The 17,427-nt window shown below is 39.4% G+C and carries 13 protein-coding genes; 4 read left to right on the forward strand and 9 right to left on the reverse strand.

What is annotated here, in order from left to right; genetic code table 11:
- Positions 1–15 precede the first annotated feature (15 nt).
- From SOM16_RS15850 to SOM16_RS15875, 6 genes are all read right to left on the reverse strand, one after another.
- Positions 16–1,113 (reverse strand): Fic family protein, encoded by a 1,098-nt coding sequence (locus SOM16_RS15850; RefSeq protein WP_320464976.1) that lies wholly within the window; start codon positions 1,111–1,113, stop codon positions 16–18.
- Positions 1,114–1,297: 184 nt separating this feature from the next.
- Complete coding sequence (locus SOM16_RS15855; RefSeq protein WP_320464977.1) at positions 1,298–3,487, reverse strand: PepSY domain-containing protein; 2,190 nt, start codon at positions 3,485–3,487, stop codon at positions 1,298–1,300.
- Between the two features lie 13 nt (positions 3,488–3,500).
- Positions 3,501–3,986 carry a DUF2271 domain-containing protein gene (locus SOM16_RS15860; protein ID WP_320464978.1) on the reverse strand — a complete coding sequence of 162 codons (486 nt, stop codon included), beginning with the start codon at positions 3,984–3,986 and terminating at the stop codon, positions 3,501–3,503.
- 4 nt (positions 3,987–3,990) lie between these two features.
- Positions 3,991–5,463 (reverse strand): ankyrin repeat domain-containing protein, encoded by a 1,473-nt coding sequence (locus SOM16_RS15865; protein ID WP_320464979.1) that lies wholly within the window; start codon positions 5,461–5,463, stop codon positions 3,991–3,993.
- Positions 5,464–5,915: 452 nt separating this feature from the next.
- The gene (locus SOM16_RS15870) at positions 5,916–7,430 is read right to left on the reverse strand and encodes a SusD/RagB family nutrient-binding outer membrane lipoprotein (RefSeq protein WP_320464980.1); all 1,515 of its coding nucleotides are present in this window, start codon (positions 7,428–7,430) and stop codon (positions 5,916–5,918) included.
- Positions 7,431–7,440: 10 nt separating this feature from the next.
- Positions 7,441–10,467: a SusC/RagA family TonB-linked outer membrane protein gene (locus SOM16_RS15875; RefSeq protein WP_320464981.1), complete on the reverse strand. Its 3,027-nt coding sequence runs from the start codon at positions 10,465–10,467 to the stop codon at positions 7,441–7,443.
- A 96-nt stretch (positions 10,468–10,563) separates the two neighbouring features.
- Between SOM16_RS15875 and SOM16_RS15880 the strand changes: the two genes are divergently transcribed.
- A complete protein-coding gene (locus SOM16_RS15880; protein ID WP_320464982.1) occupies positions 10,564–11,535 on the forward strand; it encodes an AraC family transcriptional regulator in 972 nt (323 codons plus the stop codon).
- Positions 11,536–11,568: 33 nt separating this feature from the next.
- Here SOM16_RS15880 and SOM16_RS15885 read toward each other — a convergent pair whose 3' ends face one another.
- On the reverse strand, positions 11,569–11,859 hold the full coding sequence (locus SOM16_RS15885; RefSeq protein WP_320464983.1) for a hypothetical protein: 291 nt from the start codon (positions 11,857–11,859) through the stop codon (positions 11,569–11,571).
- Positions 11,860–12,007: 148 nt separating this feature from the next.
- Positions 12,008–12,700: an arylesterase gene (locus tag SOM16_RS15890; protein ID WP_320464984.1), complete on the reverse strand. Its 693-nt coding sequence runs from the start codon at positions 12,698–12,700 to the stop codon at positions 12,008–12,010.
- A gap of 100 nt (positions 12,701–12,800) precedes the next feature.
- Between SOM16_RS15890 and SOM16_RS15895 the strand changes: the two genes are divergently transcribed.
- From SOM16_RS15895 to SOM16_RS15905, 3 genes are all read left to right on the forward strand, one after another.
- Positions 12,801–13,493 (forward strand): ABC transporter ATP-binding protein, encoded by a 693-nt coding sequence (locus SOM16_RS15895; protein WP_320464985.1) that lies wholly within the window; start codon positions 12,801–12,803, stop codon positions 13,491–13,493.
- Complete coding sequence (locus SOM16_RS15900; protein WP_320464986.1) at positions 13,483–16,017, forward strand: ABC transporter permease; 2,535 nt, start codon at positions 13,483–13,485, stop codon at positions 16,015–16,017. Before SOM16_RS15895 ends, SOM16_RS15900 begins: the two co-directional genes overlap by 11 nt.
- A gap of 101 nt (positions 16,018–16,118) precedes the next feature.
- Entirely contained in the window at positions 16,119–16,661 is a 543-nt protein-coding gene (locus tag SOM16_RS15905; protein WP_320464987.1) for a lipocalin family protein, read from the forward strand.
- On the opposite strand, the gene surE is transcribed toward SOM16_RS15905, so the two are convergent.
- Positions 16,662–17,390, reverse strand: coding sequence for a 5'/3'-nucleotidase SurE (gene surE / locus SOM16_RS15910; protein WP_320464988.1), 729 nt, complete (start codon positions 17,388–17,390; stop codon positions 16,662–16,664).
- Positions 17,391–17,427 lie beyond the last annotated feature (37 nt).

Here is a 17,427-nt window from a genome sequence, read left to right on the forward strand (position 1 = left end):
AATGGCTATTGCTAACTAACTTAAAATATAGCTTGTACTCCTGCCCCCTGCGGCTTCCTTCTTCAAAACGCCACGATTCAATAAATCATTAATATCGCGGCCAGCAGTATCTTGAGAACACTTTGCAATTTTTGCCCATTTAGAAGAGTTTAGTTTGCCATCAAAGCCATCTAAAAGTTTATTAAGCATTAGCTTTTGCCTGTTATTGATATCAAAGATTGCTGAATTTTCCCAAAACCGGGCTTTCTGCTCCACTCTTGTAAGCGTATCATTCGTATTGGAAAGCGCAGCATTATAACAGGCAAGAAACCATTCCAGCCATGCTGTTACCTCCAATGATCCACGCTGGGTTTTCTCTAAAATGCTGTAATAGGCAGTTCGTTCCAATCTAATCTGCGCCGAAAGGCTGTAAAACCTTTGAGTAGTTTCATCAGCACGTGCCAGTTGCATATCCGTTATCGCCCTGGCAATCCTACCATTTCCATCATCAAACGGGTGAATGGTAACAAACCATAAATGTGCTAAGGCTGCCTTAATTATAGGGTCAGTTTTATCGTCGTGATTAAACCAATCTGTAAATTGAAGCATTTCCTTATTTAACACCACTGAATCAGGTGCCTGAAAGTGAACTTTTTCTTTTCCTAATGCACCAGACACCACCTGCATAGGGTCATCTTTCGTATTGTTACGCCAATTGCCAACTATAATTTTATACATGCCGCTTCTTCCTGTCGGGAACAATGAATTGTGCCATCCGAATAAACGTTCAGTATCTAATTTGGCCTGATAGCGCTGTGTGGCATCCAGCATCATTTCAACAACGCCGTCAACATTTCTATCTGACGGTATCATTCCCGCTATCTCCATTCCCAATCTGCGGGCAATAGAAGACCTCACTTCATCGCGGTTGAGCATCTCTCCTTCAATTTCACTAGATTTCAATACGTCCTGAATGAGGTTTTCAAGCGTTGCCTTCTCCTGTAAGTCAAATCCAAATCCTTCCATCTTGCCAAGAAGCTTGCCTTGTTTATACCGGATATTAGCTAGAGACCCGGAAATTAATTCCTGATCCCAGGTAAAATTTGGCCAGTTCTTTTGCTGATAGATATACATTTGATTTCCCGTTGAAACCAAAGTTAATTATAATCTCCGCATATTTCAAATTAATCTCCGCAAAAATGCGGAGATTAGACAATATATTCTCCGCATTATCGAGTGTTATGCAAATTGTGAACCCTTGAATAACCTTACTTCAACATAGAATTTGGATCGCTATGGTAATAGATTTATGTCTTCCCTAATAGCAATCCATTAAAATCTGGCCGCGGGATTGGTAATAACTTACATCTTGCGCATTAAGTTGCGCACATACATCTTCCAGCCAGGCAATAACATCTTTCTGCATACTCAGTGAGCCACAAAGCATGATTACGCCTCCATTGTTTAGCGCCTCACCAATAAAGGAGGCATCTTTTACCAACAAATCTTTCACATATTGCTTATCTCCTTCTCTCGAGTAGGCAACGTTTAATTTGGTCAGCTTGGAAAGTTCTGTTATTAACGCATTTTCATAAAGCGAAAAAGAATCTTTATTCTTAAAGCCACAATAGAGGTGAATATTCCGCCCTTTGCTATGTTGGTTTAACATTCCTAAAAATGGTGCAATTCCGGTACCATTGGAAATCATGACTACGGTTTTGGCTTTCTCAGGAAAATGAAAATGTTCATTTTTTAAAATGACTGCATTTAATTGCTGTCCGATTGCGAGGTTATGCAAAAACCCGGAGCCCAATCCACCTTCGTGCAGTTTAACGCTTAACTGAACATCTTTATCTATTTTACCAATAGAATATTGCCGCTCGCGATGATCGTTAGCCGGGTAAATGGCCAGCAAATCTCCTGAAGTAAACTTTTTCCTTCTCTGCTGTCGCAAACGGATAATAAATGAAGTTTCCGCGTGCGTAGAAACCGTTTTTGAGATCACTTCAAAAGATTGTGTTTTTATAGGCTTTGCCTCCAATAATTTAGATAATGAACTTAGCTCCATTTCTGAATGTTGTGCCCAAAGTGTTGCCCACTTAGTAAATTCTTCAGGTGACCGATCATTTACCGTATGAATTTCAACTAATGGCCTCGCCCATTCCTGGTTCGATAGTGCATTGTTTACCTCATAACCAAACTTACAGAAATCCGGGTAGGCATGTGAACCGAAGGCCACCACCGCAAAATCTACCGTATGATTTTGAGGATACTTCTCTAGTATTGATCTAAATTTCCGGGCATTGGTTGGCGCCTCGCCCTGACCATAAGTTGCCGTAAAAACAAGAAGTTGTTTTGCGTTCGGAAAAATTTTAAAATTGTTCAACTCCGTTAGGAAAGAAATTTTTCCGTTCTTTAAGAGTTGCTCGTGTATGGCCCCGGCAAAACGAAAAGTAGTTCCATTTTCAGAACCTACTAAAATAACAAACTCCGCCTGATCTGATTTATACTTATTCCTGATTTTGTTTCGGCTGCGTTTCCACCAGATGACAAAACCCGAGTAAATAAAAAATAAAATGTTTGCAGAGGCAATGGCCAGAACAGCCGCCCAGATGGCACTGCCCCTACCGGTATGCAAATCCAAACTTAAATTATTGAACAATGTCGCTTTGGAATAAGCCTCTTCGGTTAGTATTTCACCCGTGATCTGGTTGACCGTAATTTCTTTATCATAGAGCTTCAGGGTAAAATAATCTTCTACATCTTCAGAAAATGGAAATTCAATAGACTGAACTTTACCAATGGGAATATTTTTGAACACCTCGAAATCAGCAATCTTTTTTCCAGGTGCTGTTTTGAGGGCATCAAAATCAACCTGGTGCGTAATCTTTTGCGCTTTGATAAAGCCGAACCTTTGCAGTGATAAAAAGGTTCCACTTAATGAGATGATAATGATTGGAATCAGCAACAATCTGCCCAATACTACATGGTAATATTGTGCAAAACCATCTCTTACAATTTTTCCGAAAAATTTTCTGAAACTCCTTTGGCGTTGAATAATCAACACGGTACCTGATGTAGCAATTAAAAATAACAGGAAGGCTGTTATTCCAATGAAAATCCTTCCGGTTTCGTGCAAAAACAACGAACGGTGAAGCGTAGTTACCCACCTGAAGAATTCATTCTCCTTACCTACTTTACCTAATGATTTTCCTGTTGAAGGATCTACGTAGAAATTTCCAGAGTTATCCTGAAGATCTGTACCATTTACAGCTACAAACTGGTTCACATCTACCGTAACCTCACCGATATCGGTATAAGATTTTTTTAGGTGAGGAATAACCTCAGCAACCGTAAGCTGATCGAAGTTTTTAGCTTTGAAAGATTGTGTTTTCTCCGTAATGGGCTTAAAAGACAGGATTATCCCTGTTACGGAAGCAAGGGTTATAAAAAGAAAAGAAGATACCGCCAGTGCTAAGTGGCTGTATCTCCAGAATGAAATGGTCATTGATTAAGCTTTTTTAGTTTGCGCTTAAGCGTACGTATCTAATGTATCCCGTACCTTCGGTTTTAGCAGCTAAACCTTCGGTAGTTAAAGGAATCTCCAGATCTTTTAAATAGTACTTATTATCTTCTACAGCAGTTTCGAAACGCAATTTGTAACCTTTATTTATTTTATCGGTATCAATATCCAAAACCGTTACACTGCGGTCGCCACCAGTAACTGATGCACCAGTAATGGCACTAATATTAGTCGGCTTTTTCTTGTAAGCTTTATTCCATTCTTTTAAATCGGGGTACCATTTTTTATCAGAACCCATTACATAAAGTGTTTTTTCATAAGCACCTTTAGCATCGATTAACGATACCGCGATATAGGCACCCTCACCAACATAATTGGTCATTTGCACCATGCATTTATACTTTGCTATTTTTTGAGCAGAACTGAACGATGGGATTGCCAAAACAAGTGCAAATGCCAGGCACAGTTTAAAAAAGTTATTCATTTTATTATTTTAAGAAATCGATTGATACTTTGTTCTTGGTTAAAAATTCATTTTCCGATGCTAAATCATAAGGTGTTTCTTTGAAATCTGTAGCCACATCTTTCTTCGCACCAACAGCAATTAAATACTGCAATAGCTCCACATCTTTGGCTGTCATAGCTGCTTTGTGCAGTGCCGTATAACCTTCTTTATTTTTTAAGTTTACGTCTACTTTGTAATCAGCAACAAGTTTTGCCAAAGCCAGATCATTTTTAGCCACCGCTAAATGATATAGGGAATTTCCATTCGGTTGAACGGCACCTACATTAAATCCTTTATCAGTCAATACTTTTAGTTTTGCATTAAAGTCTTCCATTCCACGCGGACCATACCCCTGAAAAAGGTAATAAGCCAGGTTGTTTCCTTCTTTATCGGCCACATTAAGATCTGCACCTTTATCTAAAAGAAATTTAACCACTTCGCCCGTATTGCTTCGAACAGCCATAGCCAAAGCAGAAACACCTTTTGCATTTACCTGGTTAATGTTCTTAACATTTTTAGAAAGCAACTCAAGTGTGCCTAAATCCCTGGTGAAGCCAGCAGCATTAATAAAGGCAGTATTACCTTCTTTATCTGCCTGGTTTACATCTACACCTTTTGAAAGGAAATAACGAATTACTTCTTCTTGCTTAGGCTTTCTGGCGATGTAAAACAAAGCGTTTTCGCCATTGCTTCCGGTAACTGTTGGTTTCAATTTTAAGCCTTCAAGGTATTGAAAAACAGCTAATCCGTTAGCAGACCCTCTTCCACCCTGAGCAGCCATGATGATGGCATTATCGTTATATTTTACGCCTTTCGCAATCAGCTTATTCATCAATTCGATGTTTCCACTTCTGGCTACATAATTAAAAGCAGTATTTCCATTCGCATCCACACTGTTTAAACTCAAGCCTTTCGACACAAAATAATCCGTTAAGGCAAAGTTTTTATCGTTTGCAATGGCAATTAAAAGTGCATTTGCACCATCGTGATTTAAATCTTTTTTAACGTCAGCGCCGTTTGCAATCAATAAATCGTAAACTTTGGTATCTGCCTGGCCGCCAACGGCTGCGAAGGTTAATGGCGTAAAACCATGACTATCCTGCATATCTACTTTAGCACCATTCTTTAAAAGGTATTCCATTACCGGAACATTGCCCTTTGATGCTGCCCAGAATAAATAAGTTCTGCTATCGTGGGTTAATTTATTTACATCGTTCCCTTTTTGCGCCAGCAGATATAAGATTGACTCTTGAGAAGCACCATTATTTATGGCTAAAACAGATGCATCAAACGACATTTGGTTCAATTGAGATGGACTGTTTCCTTTTTCAATTTCCGATTTAATGGTAGCCAAATCTGTATTTCCTTTCCAGAAGGATTGCTCAAGAAAAGTATTTTTCTGTGCCTGGGCATGAAGGGCAGCCATTGCAAGAATAGCTAAGAATGTTTTTTTCATTTTGACGTGAATAGTTGTGACTTTGTTCATCCTGTCTGATGGTTAAGCCAGATAGAATTTTCGCTAAGTTAACAAGAATCGTTCTAAATAATAGCGTCTATAATCGATTTATTTAAATTAATTAAAGATTAGAGTTCTTGTAAATATAAAAGGGATTGTATCATCCATTCGAAAAGCCATAATAAGGCTGTTGAAGGCGATTGCTGAAAGAGGGAATTACGATCGCTATAGCTAATTAGCAAGGCCTAACCATTGTTTCTTGGTACCGGCACGGTCAATTCTTCGGGATGGCAATGTCCAAGCTTACCCACTAACTTTCACAGCAATTGCGAGCCGAACTGTTTCTCTTCTTTGGTTACCCAAAGAAGAGAAACAGTTCGGCTAGGACAAAATAAATCGAAGCTGTAGCACCTGCGATGCAAGGTGATACAGCCTTTTAATATTTATGAAAATTAATTATCCCACCAAACTTTATCTACAGTTACCTGGTCGCCACCCTGTCTGGTAGCCTCCGCATTATTGGTCTGTCTTTCTGATTCTGGATACATCAGGCGCAATGGCCGGGCTGTGGCCGAAGGAGCCTGTAATGAATTAGGAATAAGTGGCAGCCCTAATCTTCTGTAATCGCTCCAGGCCTCAATTCCGTTAGTACCATTCATGGCCAGCCATTTCTGGGTGATAATGGCACTGATTTTATCTGCTGCCAGATCAAAATTAACCGTAGCCTGTGCATTATATGCTACAAAACCAGTAGCCGGAACTTCGTTGTAAGCAAAAGATGATTGAATGCCCTGTTCGTACAATGTTTTCGCATTTCCTGCCATCCACCCTCTTTGTGCAGCTTCTGCCTGCAAGAAAAGGCTTTCAAAAGCACCCATTAAAAGCAACGGCTGTAAGGCACTTTTTAGTAATCCTGCGGCGGCATTACCATTTTCTTGCGGACCACGAAGCGCTGAAGTTACTGCCCTATTGTACTCTGCCGAAGCATTCGGGTTACCAAAAAGCACTCCTTTATAATCTCCTGAAACGGCCTGATAAATTTTCGCCATACGCGGATCATTCCGTTGTTTATATTGATCTATTAAAAATGTCGTTGGCCTTAAGTTATCATAAGCAGCAGTAGTTGCACCCTGAACGTTACGGTAATAAGTTTCCCAAAACGGGTTCAGCTTACCTGCCGTGTTTTCATAACCGGGCTTAAGCGTTACATTTTGGTTTAGCTCAAGGTAACCACTTCCTTCTGCCTGTATTTTTTGAATTTCCGCAGCAATGTAAGCCTGATTATTTTTTTCGCTCTGCCGAACCAGCGCTCTTAATTTAATGGTATTGCCAAATTTCGCCCACAATGGTTTAGACCCATTAAATATAATGTCTGCCCTTGCAATACCAGGATCAGCTGCTGCACTTTTTATCTCATTAATACCTTCTGTAATTAAGTTGATTGATTTTTGATAAACCACCTGACCAGTTTCATAGCGAGGCGTTGGAAACCGGGTGCCCTGTAAGGCATCATCAAACGGAATATTATTGTAAATATCAACCAGCCTTAAAAAGTGCCACCCCTGCATAATTTTAGAGATGCCGGCATAATAACCTGCACCTTCTGCCAGACTTTGTTCTTTAATTAACTGATAATACAGCAAATTCTGAAAACCATTTTCCCAGATTGGAATCCCATCCCGCTGGTGCCTGATAGACGGCCCATCGTAACTTTTTTCTTTAAAATACTGATTAATTCCTTCACTGTTTGTTCCCCAGTAACCACCCCAGAAAGCGCCAAGTTGATTCAGTTGAATGGCTTCCTGATTTACAGTGCTTAAAAGCGCAGCAGGCAATTTTGCACTTAAAGGCAAATTCTCATTAACCGGATTATTTGGATCATCATTAACATCCAAAAACTTTTCACAAGAACTAAAACCAATCATGATTAGCGCTGTGAACAGATATATATTTAAATTTCTTTTCATTGTTTTTAAATTAAAATACCACGTTAACATTAAAACCGAACGTTCTATATGGAGGAACCTGGCGGAAACTGATGTAACCATCTGTATCATTGTATAAATATTCCGGATCCCCATAAGTATTATCTTTGTGCCTGATCAGGAACAAATTGTTCGCAATAAAGCTTAGCCTTGCCTCTTTAATTACGTTTTGTTTAGCCAATAATTTCGCTGGGAAGTTATAGGTTACGTTTAGCTCACGCATTTTGAAGAAATCTGATTTTGCTGCAGTATTGCTTTGTACCGCACCTTGTGCCTGCCAGAAAGCTTTATCACCTCTCGATAGTACAGTGGTATTTGGAGCAAAAACACCTGGTGAAGTTTCGATTACTGAATTTGGATAAATAAAAGGCTGACGGTTAAATTCTACTGTTGCAGGGTGTGTTCCGGCTGTATACATTCGAGGTACAATCTCCGAATATAACCATCCGCCCATTCTCCAGTCAAACTGTGCGCCTAAACTGATATTTTTATATGTAACCATGGTATTTAATCCCATCTGGTGTGGCGGAACCATGGTACCTAAGTGTACCGGATCGGTAGCTACCACAGGGTTTCCATTTGCTGCATTGATGACTACATGTCCGTTGGGATCTCTTTTATAATCACTTACCTGCAAACTTGGGTAAGCCTGACCAATATTGGCATAAGATTGACGGAAGATATTGAAAGACTGTAAGCCCTCGAAAAGTTCTTCCACCTGATTATTAATGTAAGTATAATTAAAGCCTAAATTCCATTTGAAATTCGCATTGCGGATGATATCTCCATTTAAATTTAACTCGATCACACTGTTGGTTAATCGCCCAGCGTTTACCCTTGCACTTGCATAACCCGTAGCACGTGATGTAGTTGCATTAAAAATTTGCCCTTTAGAATCTGAAAACACATAAGCACCTTCAAAATTCAGGCGGTTATTGAATAATCCCAACTGGATGCCTGCCTCGTAAGAAGTAACGAATTCTGGCTCTATATCCTGATTGGGAAAAGTAGATCCCGGAAGGAAACCTACAAGGTTGCCAAAAGGAAAGCCATTTGCCTGGCTGTAAGGATTATTTAATGAATATGGGTTTAAGGTATTATTTCCTGTTTTATTATAAGATGCGTAAACTTTACCAAATGAAAGTGTTTTGTTGTCTTTTAAAGAGTTGATCGCTTCAGAAAACACGAACGAAGTGCTCACACCCGGATAGAAATAAGAGCGGTTTTCTTTACTCAACGTAGACACCCAGTCGTTTCTTCCGGTTAAGGTAAGGAACAAGTAATTATTGTACCCTGCTGTAAATTCTCCATAGGTAGCCAAAGAACGGAATTTGGTTATGGTACTTCTTCCAGCCACTTGTCCAAGTGCGCTTCCCTGGTTAAATAAATCCGGGAATAATAGATTAGCCGAACTCAAAGTTTGTGATTTAGTGTAATCACTTCTTAAATTCTGACCAATTAATAAACGGGTGGTGAATTTTCCGAAGTCTTTATTAAAGTTAAGGATCAGGTCATTGTTCATCTTCCTGAAATTATCAGAACCATCATTTACAGAACCATTCACATTTCTTTGTCCTATGCCTTCAAATTTCCCTACCGTACTTCTGGTTTCGGCAACGGTAGAATAATAACCGAAACGGTAAAGTGCTTTAAACCATGGCGTAAACTGGTAATCCAGTTCTACTTTTCCATTTAAAGTTTGCTGCTTGGTATCATCACGATAATTGTCGATCTGGAAATACGGATTTTTCTGCTGATCGGTAAAGAAATTTGCCGGGTTAGCACTGGATGTTCTGTCTTGCCAGTTTCTCATGCTGGTTAAATCGAAATTTGCAGGCAATTGATAGGCCGTGATCCAAGGTCCATCTGGCGTAGTGTTCTTATTAAAGAGTACATAATTCACATTGTAGGAGGTATTCAACTTACCAAACTTTCTGGTTCCATTAAATCTGGCTCCCGTTCTTCTACTTTCATCTTCAGGAATAATACCTTTAATTTTCACATCCTGGGCAGATAAAAAGAAAGTTGATTTATCATCTCCACCAGAAAAGGAAACATCATTCTGCAGATTCAAACCCGTATCAAAAAGATCTAGCCTGTTATCTTTACCCGGTGCTGCATACCGTGCTTGCGGCTGTGTTCCATCAGGTAAAACTGTACCAACATTTTTCATGGTGCCATCAAATGCAGGGCCCCAGCTTTCATATTGGGTTGGTACATAGGCACCGTTTACGCCCTGACCAAAAGTATTCTGAGCAGGCGGTAACATCATCACTTTAGAAAATGTGGTGGTATTGGAGAAAGTTACCCTTCCACGTCCCTTTGCACCCTGTTTAGTGGTAATCATAATAGCACCATTTACTCCTTCAGAGCCGTATAAAGCCGCGGCATTTGCGCCTTTTAATACCGTAATCTCTTCAATATCATTTGGATTAATTCTGCCAATGGTTGGAACCGGAACCCCATCCAACACGTATAACGGTTCATTTTTAGTTCTGTTTAAAGACCTCGAGCCACGCATTACAATCTGAATCTGCGGATCTACCTTACTATCAAACACATTTACTCTTAAACCCGAAACCTTGCTGGTTAAGCCATTTAAGGGATTAATGGTTTTACCTTGATTAAGGTAGTCATCTTTAATAGTTTGCGTACTGGTACCTAGTTCTCTTGCCGATCTCTTAATCCCTAAAGCACCTGTTACCACTAAATCAGCCAGTTGGTTTTCTTCACTTTCTAAAACAATGCGCAGGTTATTACTTGCACTGGTTAATAAGATTGTTTGCCTTTTGAAACCGATATAGGCAATTGATAATTTATCTCCACTATTTGCAGCAATAGAGAACGTTCCGTCCTGATTCGTAAAAACGCTTTCATTTTTACCGGCAACAAATACACTTGCGCCTACAAGTGGTTTCTGATCTGCATCAGTTACTGTTCCGGTAATTGTTATTCGCTGTGCATGCGCATATAAGGAAAGCGTAATGGCACAGAAAAAAATAAGTAAACTTTTTTTCATATGATTAACCTATTAATGATTTTGTTGAGCTCTATTTATATATAGTCTAAATAAATAGTAACTTTGGGCAAAAGTATAATTAACTCGAACCTCAAAATGCCAGATAAAGGAAATTTTATAGCCGGAAACGGAAATAATCAGAACCATATTTATAATTCATTTCCAATGCATAAAATGAGCATTAAATCTAAAAGTTCAGAACTTAAATTTGATGGTGCCTTGTTGAGGAAAGTGCAAATTAATGCTGGCGGTTTTTATCTGCATAGCCTAAGGATTATCCCTGAAGAATTTTATATTATTTTCAGCAATTCGGCAACTGTTAAAGTAGATGGCGAAAACCATAAAATATTACTCCTGCCTAATCAGTATTTAATCCTGAATGAAGGTTTAGAAAGCAATTATCGCTTCTTTATCAATTATTTAGAGCAGCCTGATGATATTTACTTTGCCCGGTTAAGCTGCGATAAATTTAAGTCGTTTAAAGAATCTATAGCTTTAAATAAGCAAATGCACATGGATTTGGATATGATTAATATATTGGGAAATATGTTTGATTGTGATTATCCGTTAGCACTCAAATCGACTTATTTATCTGCCAAAACGATAGAACTGCTATGCCACATCGAAAATCAGATTAAGGCTGTAAGCCATAATATAGAAACTTTCGAAGTTCCGGCGCACATGCTTAATGCTATCAAAATGGCCAGAGAAATTCTGATTGATAATTTAAAAACACCCGTTTCTTTAACCACTCTGGCCCGAAAAGTAGGCACTAATGAAAATTACCTTAAGAAATATTTTAAACTGGTTTTTGGTCAAACAGTTTTTGGCTTCCTGAATGAGCATAAAATGAAGGTGGCTAAGAAAATGCTGACGAAAGAAAAATTACCTGTGAGCCAGGTCGCTGCTGATCTCGGCTATAAGAGTGCTTCGAATTTCAGTGCTAACTTTTTTAAGCATTATGGTTTCTTACCTAAAAAATTAAAATCTGCCAAACTTTATCTCCTCCTTTTTACCGAAGATATTTATTTAATGCTGCAAGAGATTGCAATTAGCTTTGGGTATTAAGCCAGCGCCTGTAACTAAGTATGTTTACAATTATTACTTCTTAAAAGATGACCCATTTAATGAGGAATACCAATTGATTGGATGTGACTTTAAACTCATCCCGTCGCTATCAATATGATAAAGAATGATTGGATTGCTAAAATCAACAAAACGTTCTATTTTTATTGCAAGTGTGCTTAAAAATTCCCCGCTAGAAATACCTTTTTTTAAATAAACGTAAATTACCGAGGCTGTTTTAAATTCAAAACGTTCTACAAACCCAGGCCATTCTGTTTTTATTCTATTCAAGAATGCCTTAACCTTTATATCGTTTAGATCTCCCATATGCTTTACAATTTAAGTATCTAATTTACACAAATATTCAATAAACAAATAATTGTAACAGAGAGTATACACAAGCCAAACCTTATTTATCACACACGCCCAGTACAGTTAAGCTTACGTTCATAAAACTGGTTAAATTTACAACTTCTTATTTATCGTTCAATAAATCCTTCAACACTACCCAGACATTATCAGCCAGAATTTTATCACCTTCTGCTGTAGGATGGATCCCATCTTCCTGGTTAAGTTTTGGAACCCCGCCAACTTTATCTAATAAAAACGGAACCAATGCCATATTATTCTTCTTCGCCAGCTGAGGAAAGATATTTTTAAAATCTTCAGCATACTTAGTACCCATGTTGGGTGGTACCTGCATGCCAGCCATCACCATTTTTACATCAGGGTATTTTATTTTTACGCTATCGATAATATGCTGCAAATTTTTGGTAGTCTGAGCAACTGGCAGTCCGCGTAAACCATCATTGGCTCCTAGCTCCAATACAAATATATCAATGGGTTGTTTTAGCAACCAGGAAATTCTGCTTTTGCCTGCGGCAGATGTTTCACCGCTTAATCCACCATTAATTACTTTATATGGCATTTTCAAAGAATCAATTCGGTTCTGAATCAGCGCTGGATAAGCTTCTGTCGGATCAAGACCATAACCAGCGGTTAAACTGGTTCCGAAAAAAAGTATATTCTTAAGCTGCTTGCCGTTCTTTTTAATCGTTTGGTCAGCTGAATCTAAAGTTTGATTATTATCTTCTCTGCTTTGTTTATTTCCACAGGCGGCAAACAGTAAAGCCGAAACAAATAAGACTATTAAGCGTTTTCGTAACATATAATGTTGTTAATTCTCTAAATAAAAACCACTACCTTAACAGATCAGAGGCGGTTATGTTTGGTCTAATATCCGTATACAAATTCTAAAAAATAAACGATTGGAAAGTATTTTAAATATTCGAAACGTAAATAAAATTTATCAAAGTGCCGGGCGGGAGCTTAACGTGCTTAACAATATCAATTTCGCCATCCAAAGTGCGTCTACGGTAGCCATTACCGGTCCTTCCGGAAGTGGCAAAACTACCTTATTGGGTTTATGTGCAGGGCTTGATCGTGCAACCAGTGGCACTGTAGAATTAAATGGCATCGCACTAGAGAAACTCAATGAAGATGAACGCGCAGCAGTTCGTAATCAATATGTAGGCTTCATTTTTCAGAATTTTCAGCTTTTGCCAACATTAACGGCGCTAGAAAATGTAATGGTTCCTTTAGAGTTGCGTGGCGCGAAAAACATTAAAGCACAAGCGCTGGATTTGCTTGACAAAGTTGGCTTGGCTGATCGTTCTGATCATTACCCGGTTCAGTTATCAGGTGGAGAACAGCAAAGGGTTTCTTTGGCCAGGGCTTTTTCTAATCAGCCCGCAATTCTATTTGCTGATGAACCTACCGGAAACCTGGATGCAGAAACGAGCGAGAAGGTGATTAAGTTATTGTTTGATCTGAATAAAGATGCAGGCACTACGCTGATAATTGTAACGCACGACCTGGAACTGGCTGCCAGAACCAGCAGAACCATAAAAATTAAAGGTGGTGCAATTGTTTCTGATGAAAACCATGGTTATGCAGAATAAGCTCCCAAAGCAAAGCATCAAATTATCCTGGCTGTTTACAATGGCCTGGCGGGATAGCCGGAAAAACCGATCGCGTTTGTTGCTTTTTATATCTTCCATTGTATTGGGAATCGCGGCTTTGGTTGCAGTATATTCTTTTAAAGATAATTTACAACATGATATTGATGCTCAGGCAAAAGAACTTACCGGAGCTGATTTGATTTTAGATAGCAGAAAGGGAGTGACCAAGGCCACGCAGAAAATGCTCGATACCTTGGGGAACGATCGTTCGCAGGAGAAAACATTTGCTTCCATGATCTATTTCAAAAAAGGTGGCGGAAGCAGGTTGGTGCAAATGAAAGCATTGAAAGGCAACTATCCTTATTACGGAACGCTTGAAACGATTCCAATAGAAGCCGGAAAAAATTTTCAGTCTGGCCAGGATGCATTGGTAGATCAAACCCTCATGTTGCAATTTGGTGCCCAGGTGGGTGATTCACTCAAGGTTGGCGACATTAGCTTCAAAATCCTTGGAACACTGGTTAAGGCCCCCGGACAAACTGGTATTGCTGCGACCGTGGCACCAACGGTTTACATCCCTATGCAATTTCTGGCAAAAACCAACCTCATTAAAACCGGAAGCCGGATCAACAATAAGTTTTATTATAAATATGATGATCCATCCGGAGTTGATGAATGGGTAAAGAAAAATGAACCAAAGCTAGAAGGCGAGGGCTTTGATGCTGATACGGTTGAATCTCGCAAAGAACAAACCGGAAGATCATTTAAAGACGTCAACCGTTTCCTTGCATTGTCTGGCTTTATTGCCTTGCTTTTGGGTTGTGTGGGCGTGGGAAGTGCCATTCATGTGTATATTCAGGAAAAATTGAATGCTGTGGCTACTTTACGTTGCCTAGGTTTAAAAGCCAGACATGCATTTTTCATTTACCTGATTCAAATCTTTTTTATCGGCCTTCTTGCAGCAGCGATTGGGTCAGCACTGGGAACAGGAATTCAGTTTTTATTGCCAATTGTGCTTAAAGATTTCCTTCCTATAGAAATTACGATGCAGGTTTCATGGGCTGCAGTTGCCCAGGGCATTTTATTAGGATTGATTATTTCCATTCTTTTCGCCCTGCCTTCGCTCCTGTCAGTAAGAAAAATTTCGCCACTAAACGCCATCAGAATTTCTTTCGAAGGAAAGGACAGAAAACAAGATCCTTTAATCTGGCTGGTTTACCTGCTAATGGTTGCGTTTGTTGTAGGTTTCACCCACCTGCAAATGAAAAACTGGATACAGACGCTTGCTTTTACGGCCAGCATTGGAATCGCTTTTTTGTTATTGATTTTACTTTCGCGAATCCTGATGTTTATGGTAAAAAAGCTTCTGCCAAATGCCATCAGTTACCTATGGAGACAAGGGTTTGCAAACCTTTACCGACCGAATAACCAAACCTTGATGTTGACCGTTTCTATTGGATTGTCGACCGCTTTTATCTGCACGTTGTTTTTTGTGCAGGGCATTTTAATGAGCAGGGTAACCTTATCTTCGGGAAGCAACCAACCAAATATTGTGATGTTCGATATTCAGAATGCACAAAAGAAAGGTTTAGACAGCCTCACGAAGTCGTTTAAATTGCCACTGATGAACCAGGTTCCGGTAATTACGATGCGCATAGAAGAAATAAATGGAAAAACTTCCAGTGTGGATACGAGTAACCGCCGGGCTTACCGGAATGAACTCCGCGCTACTTATCAGGATACACTGACTGCTGCTGAGCAAATTACCTCAGGAAAATGGATTGGTCAGGTAAAACCCAACGAAACGATTTACATCTCACTTGATCAGCGTTATGCGCAGCAAATTAATGTGGGGCTGAATGATAAGATCTTATTTAATGTGCAGGGAATGATGATCCCAACGGTTGTGGGAAGTTTGCGCGAAGTAAACTGGAGCAGAATGCAAACCAATTTCCGGGTGGTTTTCCCTTCCGGAGTTTTAGAACAGGCGCCACAGTTTCACGTATTAATGACCCGGGTACCTTCTAATGAGGTATCAGCTAAATTCCAGGGAGAAGTGGTTCAAAATTTCCCGAATGTTTCAGTAATTGATCTGGATCTGGTATTGAAATTATTGGATGAATTATTAGGCAAGATTGGATTTGTGATTCAGTTTATGGCGGGCTTTAGTATGGTTACCGGTTGGATAGTGCTGATCTCGGCCGTACTCACCAGCAAAAACCAACGAACTAAGGAAAGCATTTTACTGAGAACAATGGGTGCCAGTAAAAAACAAATTCTCGCCATCAATGCCATCGAATACTTTTTCTTAGGCACCTTTGCAGCGGGTGCAGGATTAATCCTTGCAATTGGTGGTAGCTGGGCTTTAGCTAAATTCACATTCGACGCCGCCTTTGTTCCGCCTTTCCCGGCTACCTTATTACTTTTTGGCTCCGTAGTTTTATTGGTGATAGTTACGGGAATTTTAAGTACGAGAAGTATTTTAAATCAGCCTCCGCTTAAAATATTACGTTCTGGCAGTTAATACCTCGAGCAATATTACCGCAACAAAAAGTTGTTGTTAAATATTGAAACACCAGAAACATTTTTAGTGAAAGGGTGTTTTTAAGCAAATTGAAAAAAGAAATGAATAATAAGCTTAGAAACACCCTGCTACTGGCAACCTTAGGAATCATTGTGATCAGTTATGTAGGTTGCGGCGTATCTATCCCAAAAGGTGCAACAGCAATTAAGCCCTTTAAAAAGGATAAATATTTAGGGAAGTGGTTTGAAGTAGCACGAATGGATTTCAAATTTGAAAAAGACTTAAACAATGTTACAGCCACCTACTCACTACAGGATGATGGCACCATTAAAGTTGATAACCGCGGTTACAATTACGTTAAAAAAGAATGGAAACAAAGTGTAGGTAAAGCGAAATTTGTAAATGGCGAAAATGAAGCAAGACTTAAAGTTTCCTTTTTCGGGCCTTTTTATGCCGGCTACAATGTGATCGAAATAGATAAAGATTATCAGTATGCGCTTATCGCTGGAAATAGCCTCGATTACCTTTGGATTTTATCCAGAACACCAACCATTCCAGCAGAAATTAAAGCGGCATACCTTAAAAAAGCAAAAGAAATCGGCTATAAAACCGAAGACCTTATCTGGACTAAGCACGATCAATAATTACTGATCGTGTTTTCTTTTTTCGAGTTCCGCTTCATTCGTTAAATCTAACCGAAGCGGCGTAATTGAAACATAATCGTTCTCTACCGCCCAACGATCGGTATCTTCTTCCGCAGCTTCTAAAGCAGATACGGTTATCCAAAAATGTTTTCTTTCCATCGGATCAATGCCTGGCACCACATGTCCATCATATAAGCGAACCGATTGCCTGGTCCATTTTATACCTTTTGGTTCTGGCGGAAAATTTACATTGAACAATGCAAGTTCATCTTCATCTAGCAATGTTTTCAAAACCTGCTCAACATAAGCATCCAACGCTTCAAAATCGGGTTCTGTTTTTCCTACCGGGGTACTTAAAGCAATTCCCCGAACACCCAAAAGTACGGCCTGTTTTGCAGCTGCAAGAGTGCCGGAATGCCACATTGAGTTTCCAAGGTTTGGGCCCATATTAATGCCCGAAAGTACCACTTGAGTATCCGGATATAAGTGCAAACCCAATGCGACACAATCTGCAGGTGTACCGTTTACCCGATGGGAATTAATGTTTTCAAAAGTGATGGGTGATGATTTTATAGAAAGTGGTCGTGAGTGCGTAATGGCATGTCCCATTGACGATTGTTCCACATCCGGCGCCACCACTCTTACTGTTCCAAACCGCAAAGCGATTTTAGCAAGTGCCGCTATTCCCGGGCTATAGATACCATCGTCGTTGGTGATGAGAATATTCATATATTTTAAAATTAAGTATAGGGTTAAAACCTAAATC

This window comes from Pedobacter sp. CFBP9032, assembly GCF_034045265.1.
GTDB lineage: Bacteria > Bacteroidota > Bacteroidia > Sphingobacteriales > Sphingobacteriaceae > Pedobacter.

What these genes read in the sequence shown, in the direction of transcription:
- SOM16_RS15850 (WP_320464976.1), bottom strand. Translation starts at nt 1,113, where the DNA reads ATGTATATCTATCAGCAAAAGAACTGGCCAAATTTTACCTGGGATCAG.
- SOM16_RS15855 (WP_320464977.1), bottom strand. Translation starts at nt 3,487, where the DNA reads ATGACCATTTCATTCTGGAGATACAGCCACTTAGCACTGGCGGTATCT.
- SOM16_RS15860 (WP_320464978.1), bottom strand. Translation starts at nt 3,986, where the DNA reads ATGAATAACTTTTTTAAACTGTGCCTGGCATTTGCACTTGTTTTGGCA.
- SOM16_RS15865 (WP_320464979.1), bottom strand. Translation starts at nt 5,463, where the DNA reads ATGAAAAAAACATTCTTAGCTATTCTTGCAATGGCTGCCCTTCATGCC.
- SOM16_RS15870 (WP_320464980.1), bottom strand. Translation starts at nt 7,430, where the DNA reads ATGAAAAGAAATTTAAATATATATCTGTTCACAGCGCTAATCATGATT.
- SOM16_RS15875 (WP_320464981.1), bottom strand. Translation starts at nt 10,467, where the DNA reads ATGAAAAAAAGTTTACTTATTTTTTTCTGTGCCATTACGCTTTCCTTA.
- SOM16_RS15880 (WP_320464982.1), top strand. Translation starts at nt 10,564, where the DNA reads ATGCCAGATAAAGGAAATTTTATAGCCGGAAACGGAAATAATCAGAAC.
- SOM16_RS15885 (WP_320464983.1), bottom strand. Translation starts at nt 11,859, where the DNA reads ATGGGAGATCTAAACGATATAAAGGTTAAGGCATTCTTGAATAGAATA.
- SOM16_RS15890 (WP_320464984.1), bottom strand. Translation starts at nt 12,700, where the DNA reads ATGTTACGAAAACGCTTAATAGTCTTATTTGTTTCGGCTTTACTGTTT.
- SOM16_RS15900 (WP_320464986.1), top strand. Translation starts at nt 13,483, where the DNA reads ATGCAGAATAAGCTCCCAAAGCAAAGCATCAAATTATCCTGGCTGTTT.
- SOM16_RS15905 (WP_320464987.1), top strand. Translation starts at nt 16,119, where the DNA reads ATGAATAATAAGCTTAGAAACACCCTGCTACTGGCAACCTTAGGAATC.
- surE (WP_320464988.1), bottom strand. Translation starts at nt 17,390, where the DNA reads ATGAATATTCTCATCACCAACGACGATGGTATCTATAGCCCGGGAATA.